This window comes from Edaphobacter acidisoli, assembly GCF_014642855.1.
Lineage (GTDB): Bacteria > Acidobacteriota > Terriglobia > Terriglobales > Acidobacteriaceae > Edaphobacter > Edaphobacter acidisoli.
Genome location: NZ_BMJB01000001.1, coordinates 1,674,790 through 1,690,379, shown reverse-complemented (window position 1 = coordinate 1,690,379; position 15,590 = coordinate 1,674,790). Strand labels below are relative to the sequence as shown.

At 58.7% G+C, this 15,590-nt stretch carries 14 protein-coding genes; 6 read left to right on the top strand and 8 right to left on the bottom strand.

What is annotated here, in order from left to right:
- Nucleotides 1-10 precede the first annotated feature (10 nt).
- From ftsZ to tsaE, 4 genes are all read left to right on the top strand, one after another.
- Nucleotides 11-1,456 carry a cell division protein FtsZ gene (gene ftsZ / locus IEX36_RS06875; protein ID WP_188758513.1) on the top strand — a complete coding sequence of 482 codons (1,446 nt, stop codon included), beginning with the start codon at nucleotides 11-13 and terminating at the stop codon, nucleotides 1,454-1,456.
- A 149-nt stretch (nucleotides 1,457-1,605) separates the two neighbouring features.
- Entirely contained in the window at nucleotides 1,606-2,886 is a 1,281-nt protein-coding gene (locus IEX36_RS06870; protein ID WP_373283032.1) for a penicillin-binding transpeptidase domain-containing protein, read from the top strand.
- Between the two features lie 140 nt (nucleotides 2,887-3,026).
- Nucleotides 3,027-4,673 (top strand): NAD(P)H-hydrate dehydratase, encoded by a 1,647-nt coding sequence (locus IEX36_RS06865; protein WP_188758512.1) that lies wholly within the window; start codon nucleotides 3,027-3,029, stop codon nucleotides 4,671-4,673.
- 41 nt (nucleotides 4,674-4,714) lie between these two features.
- Nucleotides 4,715-5,164, top strand: coding sequence for a tRNA (adenosine(37)-N6)-threonylcarbamoyltransferase complex ATPase subunit type 1 TsaE (tsaE, locus tag IEX36_RS06860; RefSeq protein WP_188758511.1), 450 nt, complete (start codon nucleotides 4,715-4,717; stop codon nucleotides 5,162-5,164).
- Between the two features lie 21 nt (nucleotides 5,165-5,185).
- On the opposite strand, the gene IEX36_RS06855 is transcribed toward tsaE, so the two are convergent.
- The 4 genes from IEX36_RS06855 to IEX36_RS06840 form a co-directional block, all read right to left on the bottom strand.
- Entirely contained in the window at nucleotides 5,186-5,950 is a 765-nt protein-coding gene (locus IEX36_RS06855) for a class I SAM-dependent methyltransferase (RefSeq protein WP_188758510.1), read from the bottom strand.
- 2 nt (nucleotides 5,951-5,952) lie between these two features.
- Nucleotides 5,953-6,324 carry a metal-sulfur cluster assembly factor gene (locus tag IEX36_RS06850; protein WP_188758509.1) on the bottom strand — a complete coding sequence of 124 codons (372 nt, stop codon included), beginning with the start codon at nucleotides 6,322-6,324 and terminating at the stop codon, nucleotides 5,953-5,955.
- Between the two features lie 137 nt (nucleotides 6,325-6,461).
- Nucleotides 6,462-7,394 carry a polyprenyl synthetase family protein gene (locus tag IEX36_RS06845; protein ID WP_188758508.1) on the bottom strand — a complete coding sequence of 311 codons (933 nt, stop codon included), beginning with the start codon at nucleotides 7,392-7,394 and terminating at the stop codon, nucleotides 6,462-6,464.
- A 50-nt stretch (nucleotides 7,395-7,444) separates the two neighbouring features.
- Nucleotides 7,445-9,136: a putative glycosyltransferase family protein gene (locus IEX36_RS06840; protein ID WP_188758507.1), complete on the bottom strand. Its 1,692-nt coding sequence runs from the start codon at nucleotides 9,134-9,136 to the stop codon at nucleotides 7,445-7,447.
- 97 nt (nucleotides 9,137-9,233) lie between these two features.
- On the opposite strand from IEX36_RS06840, the gene IEX36_RS06835 reads away from it, so the two are divergent.
- Nucleotides 9,234-9,380: a hypothetical protein gene (locus IEX36_RS06835; RefSeq protein ID WP_188758506.1), complete on the top strand. Its 147-nt coding sequence runs from the start codon at nucleotides 9,234-9,236 to the stop codon at nucleotides 9,378-9,380.
- Nucleotides 9,381-9,482: 102 nt separating this feature from the next.
- Nucleotides 9,483-10,463 (top strand): DHH family phosphoesterase, encoded by a 981-nt coding sequence (locus IEX36_RS06830; protein ID WP_188758505.1) that lies wholly within the window; start codon nucleotides 9,483-9,485, stop codon nucleotides 10,461-10,463.
- 85 nt (nucleotides 10,464-10,548) lie between these two features.
- Here the strand turns inward: IEX36_RS06830 and rseP are convergent, their stop codons facing one another.
- The 4 genes from rseP to IEX36_RS06810 form a co-directional block, all read right to left on the bottom strand.
- Nucleotides 10,549-11,943 carry an RIP metalloprotease RseP gene (rseP, locus tag IEX36_RS06825; protein ID WP_188758504.1) on the bottom strand — a complete coding sequence of 465 codons (1,395 nt, stop codon included), beginning with the start codon at nucleotides 11,941-11,943 and terminating at the stop codon, nucleotides 10,549-10,551.
- Between the two features lie 39 nt (nucleotides 11,944-11,982).
- On the bottom strand, nucleotides 11,983-13,173 hold the full coding sequence (locus IEX36_RS06820; protein WP_188758503.1) for a 1-deoxy-D-xylulose-5-phosphate reductoisomerase: 1,191 nt from the start codon (nucleotides 13,171-13,173) through the stop codon (nucleotides 11,983-11,985).
- 422 nt (nucleotides 13,174-13,595) lie between these two features.
- The gene (locus tag IEX36_RS06815; protein WP_188758502.1) at nucleotides 13,596-14,582 is read right to left on the bottom strand and encodes a hypothetical protein; all 987 of its coding nucleotides are present in this window, start codon (nucleotides 14,580-14,582) and stop codon (nucleotides 13,596-13,598) included.
- A 79-nt stretch (nucleotides 14,583-14,661) separates the two neighbouring features.
- Entirely contained in the window at nucleotides 14,662-15,525 is an 864-nt protein-coding gene (locus IEX36_RS06810) for a phosphatidate cytidylyltransferase (protein WP_188758501.1), read from the bottom strand.
- Nucleotides 15,526-15,590 lie beyond the last annotated feature (65 nt).

Sequence of the window (15,590 nt, the reverse complement as noted above, 5' to 3'; positions counted from 1 at the left end):
TATTGAATACATGCCTAATCTGCCCGACGACGCCATTCGCATCCACTATCACGATGAGGTTCCCCAAGGGGCGAAGATCAAGGTCATTGGCGTTGGCGGTGGCGGAAACAACGCTGTGAACCGCATGATTGCAGCCAACGTAGTCGGCGTGGAATTTATTGCAGCCAACACCGACGTACAGGCGCTTCAAGTGTCAAACGCTCCGGTGAAATTACAGCTTGGGGTGAAGCTGACCAGCGGTCTTGGCGCCGGAGCGAACCCAGACGTAGGGCGGCGGGCCGCGCTTGAAGATTCGGACAAGATTATTGAGGCTCTTGAAGGCGCGGACATGGTATTTGTGACAGCGGGCCTTGGCGGTGGAACGGGAACAGGTGCAGCTCCGGTGATCGCTTCGCTCGCTAGCGAGATGGGTGCTCTGACCGTAGCCGTAGTAACGCGTCCATTTGCGTTTGAAGGTAAGCGCCGAATGATGCAGGCCGAGCGCGGCTTGCAGGAGTTACTAGACTCCGTTGATACGGTGATTGTGATTCCTAACGAAAAGCTGCTGGCTGTTGCGAAAGATGCTGGGTTCTTCGAGAGCTTCCGAATTGCGGACGATGTGCTGCGACAGGGCGTGCAGGGAATTTCGGACATCATTACGATTCCTGGCGTCATCAACCGCGACTTTGCCGACGTGAAGACGACGATGGCGGGCATGGGCTATGCGGTGATGGGTACGTCTGTGCGCTCCGGCAAAGACCGTGCTGTGCAGGCAGCAATGGCAGCAATGGCATCGCCTTTGCTGGAAGCTGGCGCGATTGATGGAGCGCGCGGAATTCTGATCAACATTACAGGGTCAAGCTCATTGAAGCTAAGCGAAGTAAATGAAGCTTCGACGATCATTCAGAACGCAGCCCATGAAGATGCCAACATCATCTTCGGCGCGGTTCAGGATGAGTCGATGGGCGACGAGGTGAAGATCACTGTAATTGCGACCGGCTTCAAGCAACAAGAGATGCCACAGCGGCGCGAGAGAATGCTTGCTGAGGCCACTTTGCCGACAGTGCGCTTCGAGGTGCCTGTACAGCCGCGAGTCACGAATCAGAGAGCATCGTCGCCCAGGTTTGCCAGCGAAGCCGAATCTCAAACGGTTCCAGCACATTTACCCGAGACGAGTATTCAACCCGAGCTTGTTCCCGTTCCGGCCTCTGTCTTCGACGATGATTTTTTTCGCGACAACAAGCAGCTTCCGGAGTTCGATCTCGAAGAGGAAGATACGCCACGAATGGAGGAGCGGGCTCACCAGGGTACATCTGTCCGCGTCCAATCGGCGGAGACATGGGGCGCAACAGTGTCTACTCCTGTTGACGAGGCTGCGGTTCGTGTAGCTTCGCACAATGGGTCGGCGGCTGCAGAGGTGGTGCGTGAAGAACCCGATGAGTTGGATATTCCGGCATTTTTGCGGCGTGGAAATTGATGTGATGAAAGTGGTTTACGCCGGATAGCACCAAAGAGGCACAGCGGCATGGAGTGGAGTGTAGTTGAATAAATATTGTTTCGCTGGAGCTTTTTCGGGCGAATGGCAGGTTGATTGCTGTCTCAGTAAGTAGTAAAGAGGAATTGCCGATGTTAAAGATGATGAAGCTGGCAGGCGCAATCCTCTTCGGCCTTGTTTTGGGTGCTGGAGTGGATGCGGGCGCAACGACAACGGCAAAGAAGCACCATGCCGCTACAACCGCACATATTTCAGTACGCAGACATACAAGCGCTGCTACACACTCGCACAAGATAAGCACTACGCACCACGTCACCACGAGAACAACCCGTCGCGTGTCCTCAGTACGGACCAGACACGGGGCGCATCTCGTGCGTGCGCGTTATACCTACAGTCACTATCATCGGCGTTATCGCTACCGTGAAATCTTTACGGCCAGTTCTTTTATTGACGCAAGCAACCTGATTCAGGGCGATGTGACTGCAGGTGAAGATCCAGTTGTTCGTCAAGCTGCTATTCAGGCTCTAGGCAACATGAACGGCACCGTAGTCGCGATTGATCCGACGAACGGTCGCATTCTCGCAATGGTGAATCAGAAGCTTGCCCTCAGCCGTGGCGCCGAACCTTGTTCTACGATTAAGCTCTCCGTTGCGTTGGCGGCGCTAGAAGAGGGGATCGTTACACGCGACACTCCGGTGAAGCTGGGGCGACGCTTCAGCATGACGATGACAGAGGCACTCGCGCACTCGAACAATCTTTATTTCGAGACGCTGGGACGTGAGCTTGGCTTCGATCGCGTGAAGCATTACGCGAATGAATTTGGCCTTGGCGAATTGGCTGGATATCACATTCCTGGGGAGCATCTGGGCACGTATCCCGACCAGGTGTTGCCGGCATCAGAAGGTGGCGTAGGTAAGATGTGCTCATTCGGTCAGAGCGTGTCGATGACGCCATTGCAATTGGGTGCGCTGATCTCCGCGATCGCTAATGGCGGTACGCTCTATTATTTGCAGCATCCTGAAACGCCGGAAGACATCGCTTCCTTTACTCCGATGGTGAAGCGCAAGCTGAACATTGCGCCGCTGATCCCGGAGATCGAGGATGGCATGGCTGGTGCAGTGCAATATGGCACGGCGCGTTCACTGAAGGCTAACTTCAGTGAGTTTCCTGTGATGGGGAAGACTGGTACCTGTTCGGACGACGGGACGCGTTTCGGGTGGTTCGGGTCATATGCTGACACGCCACGTGGACCAATTGTGACGGTCTTCTTCCTCGAAGGAGGACGGCCTACGTTCGGGCCCAAAGCCGCCTCTCTGACAGGAGAGTTCTACCAGGCACTCTGGGACAAGAGCTATTTTGGCACCAAGCCAGAGCCATCCGTTGAAACCGGCTCAATTGGAGCATCTGAGTAATTCGACCAAATAGTTGCAGAACTGGTTTCACACAATCAATCAAAATTCTGAATCTGCCCGCGAATGTATGTTGCGCATCCGCACTTGGTGTATTGTTTTGTTTTAGCGTCGGTCCGGGTGGGACGGCATAGAAGGTATCGATGAAGATTCTGACGTCTGCTGAGATGGCTGCGACGGACAGGCGTACAGCCTCGGAATTTGGTGTGTCGCTTGGCTCGTTGATGGAAAGGGCCGGCACTGCTGTAGCGAAGTTTTGTTTGCGTCAATATCCTTGGGCGCGTCGCGTCGTTGTCCTTTGTGGCAAAGGTAACAATGGGGGAGACGGTTTCATTGCTGCACGGGAACTTGCGCGTGCTGGAAAGACCGTGCGAGTTGCCTTGCTGGGACGTGCGCACGAGGTAAAAGGGGAAGCCGCGGAAGCACTTAGCCTGCTTGAAGCTGTGGGCGGGGCGGCATGGAGCTCTCATGTCGGCGCAGGCATTGCAGACGTGGGTAGAGGCTCTACTGCATTGGTCGAGGTGATGGACGAAGCGGGCCTGACAGGTATTCTGGATGGCGCGGAGCTTGTAATCGATGCGGTCGTGGGAACGGGTTTCAAACCCCCGCTGCGTGGCCTTGCGGTTGCGTTACGCACGCTACTCGAAAAGACGGCGTCTCCAGTAGTAGCCGTTGACCTGCCCTCTGGATGGGACGCTGATTCGATGGCGCTCCACAATGAAGGAGCATTTCGCGCAGATGCTGTCGTGACTTTTACTGCCCCCAAACTGGCGCACGTTTTTGGGCACCTGACATACGATGCATCTGGCCCAGTTGCCGTTGTTGAAATAGGCTCGCCAGCCACGGCTGTGGAGTCGTCAACACGTTTGACCTGGACTGGGGCGTCGAAGAGCCTGGCAGAAACGCCGCGACCCGTGGACGCAAACAAGGGTAGATTTGGCCATGTGCTTGTAGTGGGTGGAAGCTATGGCAAAGCAGGTGCGCCAGCGATGGCTTCGTTGGCTGCGCTTCGTACTGGCGCAGGGTTGGTGACTGCCGCTGTCCCGACGGGGGTACTTGATACTGTTGCACACATTGCTCCCGAGTTGATGACCGTGCCGCTGGCAGAAGGCGCACTTGGTGCAGTCTCGTTCAAACAGCTTTATGGAGGAAAGCTTGATACGCTCCTCAAGAGGATTACTGTGGTGGCGCTTGGACCAGGGCTTTCGACAGAAGGTGATGCGCCTGCGTTTGCGCGGCAGATGATTGAGAAAACCTCACAGCCAATAGTTGTTGATGCCGATGCACTGAATGCTCTTGCTGGTAAAACGAATCTGCTGGATGGCTCCCGTCGAACATTGGTGCTGACGCCACACCCAGGTGAGATGGCGCGACTAGTTGGCATGACCGTGCAGGAGGTAGAGGCGGACAGGTTGAGGCTTGCGCGAAGCTTTGCCACGAAGCATCAATTGACGCTTGTGTTGAAGGGCTGGAGGACCCTGGTTGCGCATCCCGATGGTCGCGTGGCTGTAAACACCTCGGGTAATCCTGCGATGGCAAAGGGCGGAAGCGGAGACATTTTGACTGGGATCGTTGCGGCAATGCTGGCGCAGTATCCTGATGACCCTGCGCAGGCCGTGGAATCAGCCGTCTATCTGCACGGATTGGCTGGTGATTTCGCTGCACACGCGATGGATGAGCACACGGTGCTTGCTACAGATACGGTTAAATATCTCTCAGATGCTTTTCGCTACAGAAGCGTCGATGCTGATGGTTTGACCTGGATATGCGGATTGCGCGGCAATAACTAAATGTTGTTCCCGCAAAGCAATATCATTTGGGTGGAGGCAGTTTGAGCGATTTTCGCAAGATAAAGCATTTTAAGACACGGAGTGAATCTGGTACTTTGGCAATGGGTGAACGCGTCGCTGAGATGCTTGCGCCTGCGCCGAAGCTGATTGTGCTGCGCGGTGAACTGGGAGCAGGGAAGACCACACTGGTGAAGGGGATTGCTGCCTCTCTTGGTGCGGCGCAAGCTGAAGACGTAACGAGTCCGACCTTCACGCTGGTGCATGAATATGTAGGCGCGAAGACGCGACTGTATCATCTTGACCTTTATCGTCTGGAGACGGAGCGCGAGTTGCTGACTTTGGGGCTCGATGAGATGGCGGAGACGCCGGACGCTCTTGTACTCGTCGAATGGGGAGAGAAGTTCTCCAGTGTAATGGAGCGCGCTGACGGGGAGATTGAGATCGAGCACGCTGGCGGTGACGAGCGGATGTTTCATGTGCGTGTGAAGTGAGCTTTGGAGTCGACAGCGCGACTAATGGGGTTTTGATGCGCGTCCCGTGTAACGATAGATGGCGCACTCTTCGTCGCCGGTTGAGCCATACTCTTTTTGCTGTGCGATGGCCTCGAGGTCTGCGGCATGATCCTCGGGAGACATAGCCACATGGCCACGAAAGAGCCGTGCAAATGCAGGGTGGTTGTCGAGCAGGTGAGCGCATTCGGCGTTGACGTAGACGAGATCGAGTGTGCCAGGACGTTTGGCAAATTGTGTCTCAATGCGACGAATGAGCGACTTCAGCACAGGTGCTTCAAATGGGTGAAAGAGGAACAGGAGGGTCGGAGTACGCGGGAAGGTATAGTCCAGCGCGTCTTGTTCGGCTATCTCAATAGGGGCTAGCGACGGAGCAGTTGTGTCGTGGGTGTGAGCCTGCTCCCAGTGACGCGTATTGAGTTGCGCGATGGCAATCATCTGTGGATTCAGATCGACTCCGATCACCTTGCGGAAACCAAACTCGCTGGCGATGAGCACTGCGCGACCCTTGCCGCATCCGATGTCGAGGAAGGTGTAGCTGTGAATAGGGTGAGGTGGTACAGTTTCGCGCCAGTTCTGGATGAGTGTGCGTAGGATGCTGGGCGCGACTCCATAGTACGCGGTGATGTGTTCGTCATTCGGGTGACCAGTGGCGAGATGACCGGAAGGGACAAGTCCGCTGGTGTCGACGCCGTGGATCTGGTCGAAGGGGTGGATCGGAAAAGCTGTCGCTTTGAGCAGGTCGTGAGGGCGTTTGCGCGGTGGCATAGTTAGCGAATCTGGACGAGACTGGGGTTGCCATCGAGCCCGAGGATGCGACGGCCTGCGGATGTGATGCTCGCAGGTGTCCACAGGGGAAGATCGAGCACAGTTACGGATGCATGGCTTACTTGTTCGAGACCCGCGAGACGATTTTCGATCTGGGCGATGAGCTGTGCAGTGGTTTCTTCTGTGGGATTGGTGAGGATGAGGGCGATCTGGATGCGGTGCTTTTGGGGGACTCCGGGAATTCCTGTGCCGGGAGCGTCTTTATCGAGTGTGATGGTGACCTTCTGGACGAGGCCGAGGTCCACGATATTGCAGGGGAGTGACGGGTCGTAGCAGTCGCGTAAAGCGGTCAGGATGTCGGCTTCGGTGAGCATCTTTCTTCATGATACGGGTGGGTACCCCCTCCCCGTACTTAAGTACTAAAGTATTCCAAAGAGATGGCTTAGGTATGGGGCACTTTGGCCCCTGGCGGCAAAAGAGGGGGCGTTCCCGAGGTGGGTTTTGTCAAGTCCTAGTGCTTGCGTTCGACGAGGTAGTTGGCGAGGGCCTTGAGCGCATCTGCTTGCTGGCCGAAGGGTTCGAGAGCGGCAAAGGCGTCGGCGATGAGCTCGGCTGCGTCTTTGCGGGATTGATCGATGCCATAGATGGCTGGCCAGGTGGCTTTGACGCTGGCGGTGTCCTTGCCGGCGGTCTTGCCGAGTTCCTCGGAGCTTTGGGTCATGTCGAGCACGTCGTCGACGATCTGGAAGGCGAGGCCGGCCTTTTCGCCAAAGGTGCGTAGGCGCTCGATGGTGTTTTCTGAGGCTGAGTGAGAGGCTATGCCATAGAGCCCGCCTGAGACGATGCTGGTTGTGATGAGAGCGCCGGTTTTGGCGCGGTGGATGGATTCCACTAGCTCGGCGGTGGGCTGCTTGCCTTCGGATTCGATATCGACTACCTGTCCACCGATCATTCCTGGGGGTAGCGGGCTGTTGGGGCCGACGCCTGTGCCGACTGCGAGTGAGATTTCGCGCAGAATGGCGACCGTTGTGGCGGGCGGGGTGGGAAGCGAGGCGATGGTCTGGAAGGCGAGCGTCTGGAGCGCGTCGCCCGCGAGGATGGCGATGGCTTCGCCGAAGGCGACGTGGCAGGTGGGCTTGCCGCGGCGTAGGTCGTCGTTGTCGAGCGCGGGCAGGTCATCGTGGATGAGCGAGTAGGTGTGCAGCATCTCGATGGCTGCGCCGAGGTCGGCTGCTCCGGCGGGAATCTCTCCGGTGCCAGCGGTCATGCGGGCTGCCTCCATCGCAAGGATGGGGCGAAGGCGCTTGCCTCCAGCGAAGGTGCTGTGGCGCATGGCGCGATGGATGGAGTGGGGGAGCGTGTCGGGCGAAGGCAGAAGGCGTTCGAGGGCCTGATCGGTGATCTCGGCGCCGGAGCGAAGCAGGTCTTGTACGTTGAGTTGCATTCAGGTCTTGATGATAAATGAGTACCGCTTGCAGTCTCTAGTTTCCGGGCTTAGATCGGAGCTATCTTTCGTCTCCTGAGAGAGAGCAGAAGCAGGAGAACGCTGAGCACGGTGAGGGTATCGCCGATGGACTGATCGAGGGAGTGTGTGTAGGTGATGGCGATGATTGAGTTGCCGGCCGGAACCGGAATGGCGATAAGGCCGTCCTCGCGCTCGTCGCGTTCCGTGACTGGCTTGCCATTGTTTGTGATGTGCCATGCGGGATAGTTGCGCAGGTTCAGGATGAGCGTCTGCGCGGTTGGCAGGCTGAGCGCGAGGTGCATGGGCGCTCGCCCGGGTGTGGAGTTAGCAGGTGCATCAATGGAGGGGTCGTTGGTGAGCCACCAGCCTGGGTTGGAGTCGGCGAGGGGGTCGTTGTCGGCAGTGATCGGTGTGTATTCGTCGGTTGGGTCAGTACCGCGATTGGAGTGAAAGAGCGCAAGCCGCGCCTGGACGGTGTCTTCTTCGTCGCAGGATTGATGGAAGACGGCGTAGTTGGCTGCGCTGAGCGCGGTTGCGAGCACGAGGGCGATGGCAGGAGCTGCCTTGATTCTGCGCGAAGATAAAGCGATGGCGATAGCGATGGTCATGGCTGTCGCAAGGATTGCAAGGAGACGCCATGGGAATTGCAGGAAGCGCATCTCGGGCGTGTGGTTCCAGATGGGTGTGCTGATGGGCGTCAGCAGCAGGACGATGACAGCGGAGAGGATTGCGAGCGGGACGATGACTCCTCTAGAGACGGAATATGAGGAATTCTGATGGATGCTGGATTTTGCTGTCTTGCTGGCGATAAGAAGGGCAACGGCGGTGATGACGATGAGGATAAGAGCGACAACCGAAGCGGTGAATAAAACCTGGTCGTGATCGGAGTCTGCTGTGTGCCCAAAGAGGAAGTTGTTTTCGACCCTCATGTTATCGATTACGGCCATCTTGATCTGGACGTATCGTCGCTCCCACGCTGCGGGAACGATAAAGAACGCTGCCAGTCCCAGCCCGAGAGAGGCTCCGGCGGCAATGTTGAATATTTCTTGACGCGATGAGATCCCACCTGTGTCGAGATATGGCTGCGGGATGAATGGAGCGGCCCGATTTATGGCGATGCGGGTGACCGCAAGCAATGCGAACGCGTAGCAGCCCATCACCGCGGCTGGCGCGTTGGTAAGCCATAGCAGCGCGACCGGGATGGCGATGCGAGGGATGGTGATGCGTTCGCGCAGGATGGCGTGCAGAAGCAGCGGAATCCACGCAGCTGCGAGGAGTTCAGCGTAGGCAGTGCGCTCGTATGTGGTGAAGAGCGTGTATGGGTTGACGATGTAGAACGCTGCGGCGAGCAGTGCTGCGTTATGGGAGGCGAAGTCGCGTGCGGAGTAGTAAAGAGCGAGGCCTGCGCCGCTCAGCGCGATCCAGGTGTAGACGATCGGCGTCCACGTCCACGGCATGACGAAGCCAAGCAGGGCTCCGATGGTCCACGAGATTGGAGGATAGAAGACGAAGCGCGGCTCGCCTGCGTTGTATGCGGGTGTGAATGCCCAGTGGGGATGCATGTTGCCGTGCGCAAACTGGCGGGCGGCTTCGAGCCAGCTCACGATGTGGAAGTCGAAGTCGTGTCCGCAAGAGCAGCCGTTGACGATGAGCGGCACGACGACGATAAACGCAGCGAGAGGAAGCAGCAGCAGGTGCAGACGGTTCTCTCGCGTAGGCATGTCTTCATTGTGACATTGCGCGGATTGACGAACGAGTGGGGTGGGCTGTTTTACTGTGGGAACAGCACGCCGGTACGAAGAGCAAGAGGCGAGGCGGTTGTCGATCGAAGCAGCGATGGAGTATCGCAGGACGCTGATCGGGTTGCGCGACCAGGGACGGATTGGCGACGATACGCTGCGCAAGCTGGAACGCGAACTCGACCTGTCGGAGGCGCGCTATCAGGCGGCTTTGAGCCCTGAATGATCTTCTATCGAGGGTCGCTGCTTGACAGGAATGAACAGGCGAATATGCTTAGAGATTCGCGGCAATCTACATTGGTGTTTTCCTAAAGCGAGGACTCAGGCGTTGGAGTGCAGAGTTTTTTATCACGATAAGTGTTTCGATGGGGCGTGTTCGGCTTCGGTGTTTGCGCGGTTTCACCGGGAGTGCGTGAAGACTGCGGACAGGTTCTCTTTTTATGGGCTCGTGCATCGCGCGGGAGCGTTGTTTGACGAGAACGCGTTTATCGAGGGTGAGAACGCGGTTGTTGACTTCAAGTACTCGACTTCGCCGAAGGTGACGTGGTGGTTCGATCATCACCAGAGCGCGTTTTTGACGCCTGCCGATGAGGCTGACTTTCGGCGCGGGCAGGCGGATGGCTCGACGGCGATGCGGAAGTTTTTCGATCCGAAGTATGTCTCGTGCACCGGGCTGATTGCTGATGTTGGGGCGGCGAAGTTCGGCTTCGATGTGAAGCCGCTGGCCGATCTGGTGAAGTGGGCGAACATTGTGGACGGTGCGAAGTATGAGAGCGCCGAAGCTGCTGTCGAGATGGCTGCTCCGGCGATGAAGCTGACGATGGTGATCGAGAGCGCGCAGGACCATTCTCTGGTGCCGAAGCTGATCCCGCTGCTGACGGAGATGAGCTTGCAGGATGTTCTCGACCAGCCGTTCGTGCAGGAGTTGCTGGGACCGCTGATGGAGCGGCATTGGGCTGCGCTTGACCTGATTCGTCAGCGCGCGGTGATGGATCGCGGCGTGATTACGTTCGATATCACGGACCAGCCGACCGAGGGCTACAACAAGTTCATTCCGTACTATCTGTTTCCGGATGCGGTGTACAACGTAGGGCTGAGCAAGTCTTCGTTCAGGACGAAGGTTGCGGTGGGCACGAATCCGTGGACTAAGGTGCCTGCGGAGAAGCTGGTGAATCTTGCGGTGATCTGCGAGCGCTATGGTGGAGGCGGTCACGCGCGTGTGGGCGCGATCAGCTTTCCTCCGGATTGCGAAGATGAAGCGCGCAAGGCCGCGGCGGAGATTGTTGCGGAGCTACGCGCAACGGCGTAAAACACGACCGCGGATTGCGCGGATGAGCACGGATAAAGTAGTTCTCAATCCGTGCTCATCCGTGAAATCCGCGGTCAGGTTTTGTTTACGGCTTTACTTTGGTGAAGAAGCTGAGCTTGGTGATGTCGTTGAAGATGACGAAGGCGAAGAAGGCCAGCAGGCAGACGAAGGCGACCTGATAGACACGCTCCTTGAACTGCTGGTTGACGTCGCGGCGCATGATCGATTCAATGACTAGGAACATGATCATGCCGCCATCGAGGATCGGGATTGGCAACAGATTGAAGATGCCGAGGTTCAGCGAGATGTAGGCCATCAGGCCGATGAGCGGCATCCAGCCGGGCATCTCGGCCGCCTGGTGAATCTGCTGGCCGATGCCGATGGGGCTTGAGAGGCTCTTGACCGAGACCTGACGGGTGAAGAGGCGCTTGATGACCTCGACGATGAGGAGCGAGCCTTTCTTGTTGAACTTCCACGAGGCTTCCACTGCTTTGCCGAAAGGGAGCCGCTCGACTTTGACCGGCGGCGAAATATAGCTGAAACCGAGACGGTACTCTTTGGTCCCATCTCCTGCATCGGCCATTTGCGGCGTGATGTTAACGTCGACGGTCTCGACAGTCTTGTTCGGTCCAGTGCGCAGGACGGTCAGGGTTGCTGGCTTGCCAGCCTGGTCCTGGAGATAGGCGAGGATTGCCGGGACCGAGTGGAGGCGCAGGCCGTCGATGGCGGTGATCTTGTCGCCGGACTTGAGGCCGGCGTGAATTGCCGGCATGTTGGGTTCGAGCGAGTCAACCTCGACAGGCGTGGTCTGCATGATGGGGATCAGGCCAAGCTCATCGAGGGAGAAGTTGTCCGGGCCATTCTTGTCTTCGACGAAGAGCTTTGTATTCACCCGTTTGCCGTCGTGGACGTAGGAGAAGTCGATGCTCTGGTTCAGGTTGAGCATGGAGCGGACGGCAACCTGGTCCCAGGTGGGGTTGTTGACGGTGTCGTAGCGGACGATGGTGTCGCCACTCTCGATGCCGGTGCGCGCGACCTGCGTGTTGGTGGGAACGTAGTCGGTCTGGGCGGGTGCGCTCAGGTACTGCTGCACCTCGTTGTGAAGCATGGAGACGCCGATCATCAGAGCGAAGGCGAGCAGGAAGTTGGCGATAGGGCCGGCAAAGGCGACCAGCATGCGTTGCCAGCGCGGGTGTGTGTTGAAGTTGCCGCGATCGTCCGCGTCGGTCTCGGTCTTATCGGGGAGCGCCATGGTGCCGTCGCCCCCCATCTCTCCGGCCATTTTGACGTAGCCGCCGAGGGGGACGACGGCGATCTGGTACTCGGTGTCGCCGCGCTTGAAGCCGATGAGGCGCTTGCCGAAGCCGATGGAGAAGACTTCGACGCGGATGCCGCAGAGTTTGGCCACGACGAAGTGGCCGAATTCGTGGACCAGAACCATGATCCCAAGGACGATGGCTAGCTGGATGACGGTGGACATATAGGAGTGAAGACCTCGTGTGTGTAGGTGCTGGGCGCGCTAATGCGAGACTGGGGCAAACTGCGTGGCAATCACTTCGCGCGCTGCTTGACGCGCGGCAAGATCAGCTTCGAGCACCTCAACGATAGACGCGGGCCGGGGGCCGGTAGTTACCTGGAGCACTTGCTCTATTGTACGTGGGATGTCCATGAATGCGATACGACCTTCGAGGAACGCGGCGACGGCGATCTCGTCGGCGGCATTGAGAGCGATGGGAGCTTTGCCTCCAGCTTCGGCTGCTTCGTAGGCCAGGCGAAGGCAAGGGAAGCGGTTGAAGTCGGGTTGCGAGAAGTCCAGTTGGCTGAGGGTCTTGAGGTCGAAGGTGAGGCGATCTTTTTCGGCGACTGCGACACGCTCCGGGTAGGCCAGGGCGTAGAGGATGGGTAGGCGCATGTCGGTGACAGAGATCTGCGCGAGGATGCTGCCGTCGACGAACTCGACCAGCGAGTGGACGGTGGACTGAGGATGGACTGTGACCTGCACCTGCGCGGGAGGCAGGTTGAAGAGACGGCAGGCTTCGATGACCTCGAAGCCCTTGTTCATCATGGTGGCTGAATCGATGGTGATGCGCTGACCCATGACCCAGGTGGGGTGCTTGAGGGCCTGCTGCGGCGTGATGTTGCTGAAGTCTTTGAGGGGCGTCGAGCGGAACGGGCCTCCGGAGGCGGTGAGCCAGATTTGTTTGACTTCGGCGGCGGTGCCTCCGCGCATGCACTGGTGGATGGCGTTGTGCTCGGAGTCGATGGGGAGCAGGGCAACGTTGCGCTCGCGGGCCGCGGCGATGATGAGCTCGCCGGCGGCGACGAGGCACTCTTTGTTGGCGAGGCCGATGGTTTTGCCCGCGCAGACAGCGGCGTAGGTGGCTTCGAGTCCGGCGACGCCTACGATGGCGGAGACGACGAAATCTACTTCTGGCAGCGTGGCGACCTGAACTGTGCCTTCGGTGCCGTGGACGACTTCGACGCAGGTGATGCCTCCGGCGCGGAGGCGCGTGCGGAGGGTGTCGGCGAGTTCTTCAGTCGCCATCGAGATGAGCTTGGGGCGCCAGCGGATTGCCTGCGCCAGCGCGGCTTCGATGTTGCGTCCGGCGGCGAGCGCGATGGGCTTGTAGCGGTCGGGGAATGACTCGCAGATGGAGAGGGTGCTGTTGCCGATGGAGCCGGTGGAGCCGAGGATTGCGATCTTCTTCACGATGGTTATTTTCTCAGAGGCTAGGGGTGGTGCGTGGTGCTTTTTGCGGGTACCCCTCCCCCTGGTACTTGAGTACCAAACTGCTCATTCTGCTTGGGTTATGTTGGGGGTACCTGGTAAAGTCTTCCATTGAAATGGGTTATGGTAAGTGGTTGAATATAAATTGGTTATGGTTGCTCAAGAGAAAAGCCCCGGAATTGGCCGGGGCTTTTGTTCTCTTTTTTAATTATAGCAGACCGGTGATAACTTCGCGCCAAGGGTTTCGGGGAATAACTTGTTTGTTTTGAATTGGTTGCGATTTTATGGGGGTTGACAGGATGTTGTGGCTGAAATGGATTTGGACAGTATGGGTGGGGTTTGGGGTTCGCCGGGGTCCTTCGCTGCGCTCAGGATGACAGTGGAATAGTTGGCGACGCTTCTGGCTATGAGGCGGTGGCGAAGATGGACTGGCGGACTTTGGCGAGGGGGGCTTTGGGGTTGTAGGTGACGGTGTTGCTGGTGGGAGTGACTCCTAGTTGTTGCCAGAGCGTGGTGAAGTCGATGGGGACTGGCTTCGTGCTCATGGATTGGTAGAGCGTGGTGAGGACCTGGGTGCCGGTGGCTTTGTCGGCGGCCTGGAGTGTGGGGAGGATATCCCAGTTTTGCGAGATGTTTCCGCCTGCCGTGAGGATGGCTCGCAGCGCTTGCTGGAGGCCGGTGCGGTTTTGCGTTTGCTTGCGGAGGGTGACGTCGGCGAGGAGGCAGAAACCGGCTCCGCCCCAGTAGGTGCGGCCCCAGGTGTGGGTGTTGTCGAGGCCGAGGTCGCCGTCGCGGGGCTGACCTTTCGGCATGTTCTCGATCATGTCGTGCCAGACGCCGGCTTCGGCGAGCTGGCCGGACTGGACGCGGGCGATGGGCTCGACGTAGACGGCGATGCCTTCTTCGAGCCAGTGGTTTTCGTCGGGCAGCGAGGGCAGGGCGTAGTGGACGATCTCGTGGGTCATCATCCAGTCGGTGTCGAGGTCGGCTTGTGTGGTGTTTTGCCCGACGTGAATGCGGGTGAAGGCGGGCGAGCCTCCGACGTTGCCCCAGGTGGTGCCGCCGAAGACTCCGCTGCCGGGGGTGGACTGGACGTAGATGCGGGCGGAGGGAACGGGGAAGCGTCCGTAGTAGGTGGTGACGGCCTGGGCTGCGCGGGTGATCCAGCGGATGATGGCGTCTTCGGGAAGGTTGAACGTCCCGGGGGCGAGGTCGATGTGGATGGTCGCGTTGGCGACGGTGATGGTTTTCGACGACGCGACCGGCTGGCGCCAGGGTGGGCCGTGGAACTCGTCGCGCTGAGGGCTGGCGTTGAGGGTGGGCTTGAGCGCGATGGCTGCTGCGGTGGCGATGGCGGAGCTGAGGAAGGCGCGGCGGGTTTGGGCGCTCATGCTGGGTTGGACGCGTTCCGGATAGAGCGGGTTTCGGATTCGCACTCTTTGAATGGCGACAGAAACTTAAACTGCGGAATTAGAAGCGGCCGAGGCCGAAGTAGTCCTTGAGAAGCAGGGCGAACCAGAGGACTGGGGCGGCGACGAGGAGGGCGTCGATGCGGTCGAGGATGCCTCCGTGGCCGGGAAGCATGGTGCCGGAGTCTTTGACGCCTGCTCCGCGCTTGATGGCTGATTCGAGCAGGTCGCCGAGTTGGGCGGCGATATTGAGGATGGCGGCGAGAACGAGTGTCTGCCAGAGTGGCTCGGAGATGTGCAGTACGACGCTGCCGTGGGCGTTGAGTGCGCTGGCGGCTTCGGCGAGTGCGAAGGCGATGAGGACGCTGCCGGCGATGGAAGCGAGGGAGCCGGCCCAGGTTTTGCCGGGGCTAAGGCGCGGGGCGAGTTTGCGCTTGCCGAAGGCGCGGCCAACGTAGAGTGCGGCGGTGTCGCCGACCCAGACGCAGAGCATGAGGAAGAGGACGAGTGTGGGACCGTTCTCCTTGCTCCAGAGCAGCGGGATGAGCGTGAGTGGATAGGCGATGTAGATGAGGCCGAAGAGTCCTTGTGCGGTGTCGGGCAGGACCTGATTGAGTGGAGCGCGGAAGCCATTCCACAGGAAGAGAACGAGTGTGAGCGCGCTGAGGACGGGGAGCTGATCTTCGACGGGGAAGTTGGGCAGCGTGACGATGAAGGCGAGCGCGGTGGCGATGGCCATCCACCAAAACGGGATGCGGAGCTTGGCGCCGTTGGTCTCAGCGCCGATGGCTGCGAGCTGGAGGTATTCGTAGGCGGCCAGCTCGGCGATGATGGCGGCGAAGAGGGTGAGCATCCAGAGCTTGCCGAAGAAGATGAGGGCAAGGACTGCGGTGATGAGGATGACTGCGGTGATGACTCGTTTCATGGCCTTGAGCAGGATACAGGTTGGGACGCAGATGAGGTGCCAGAGTAGGTGGGTGCGGTTGACCG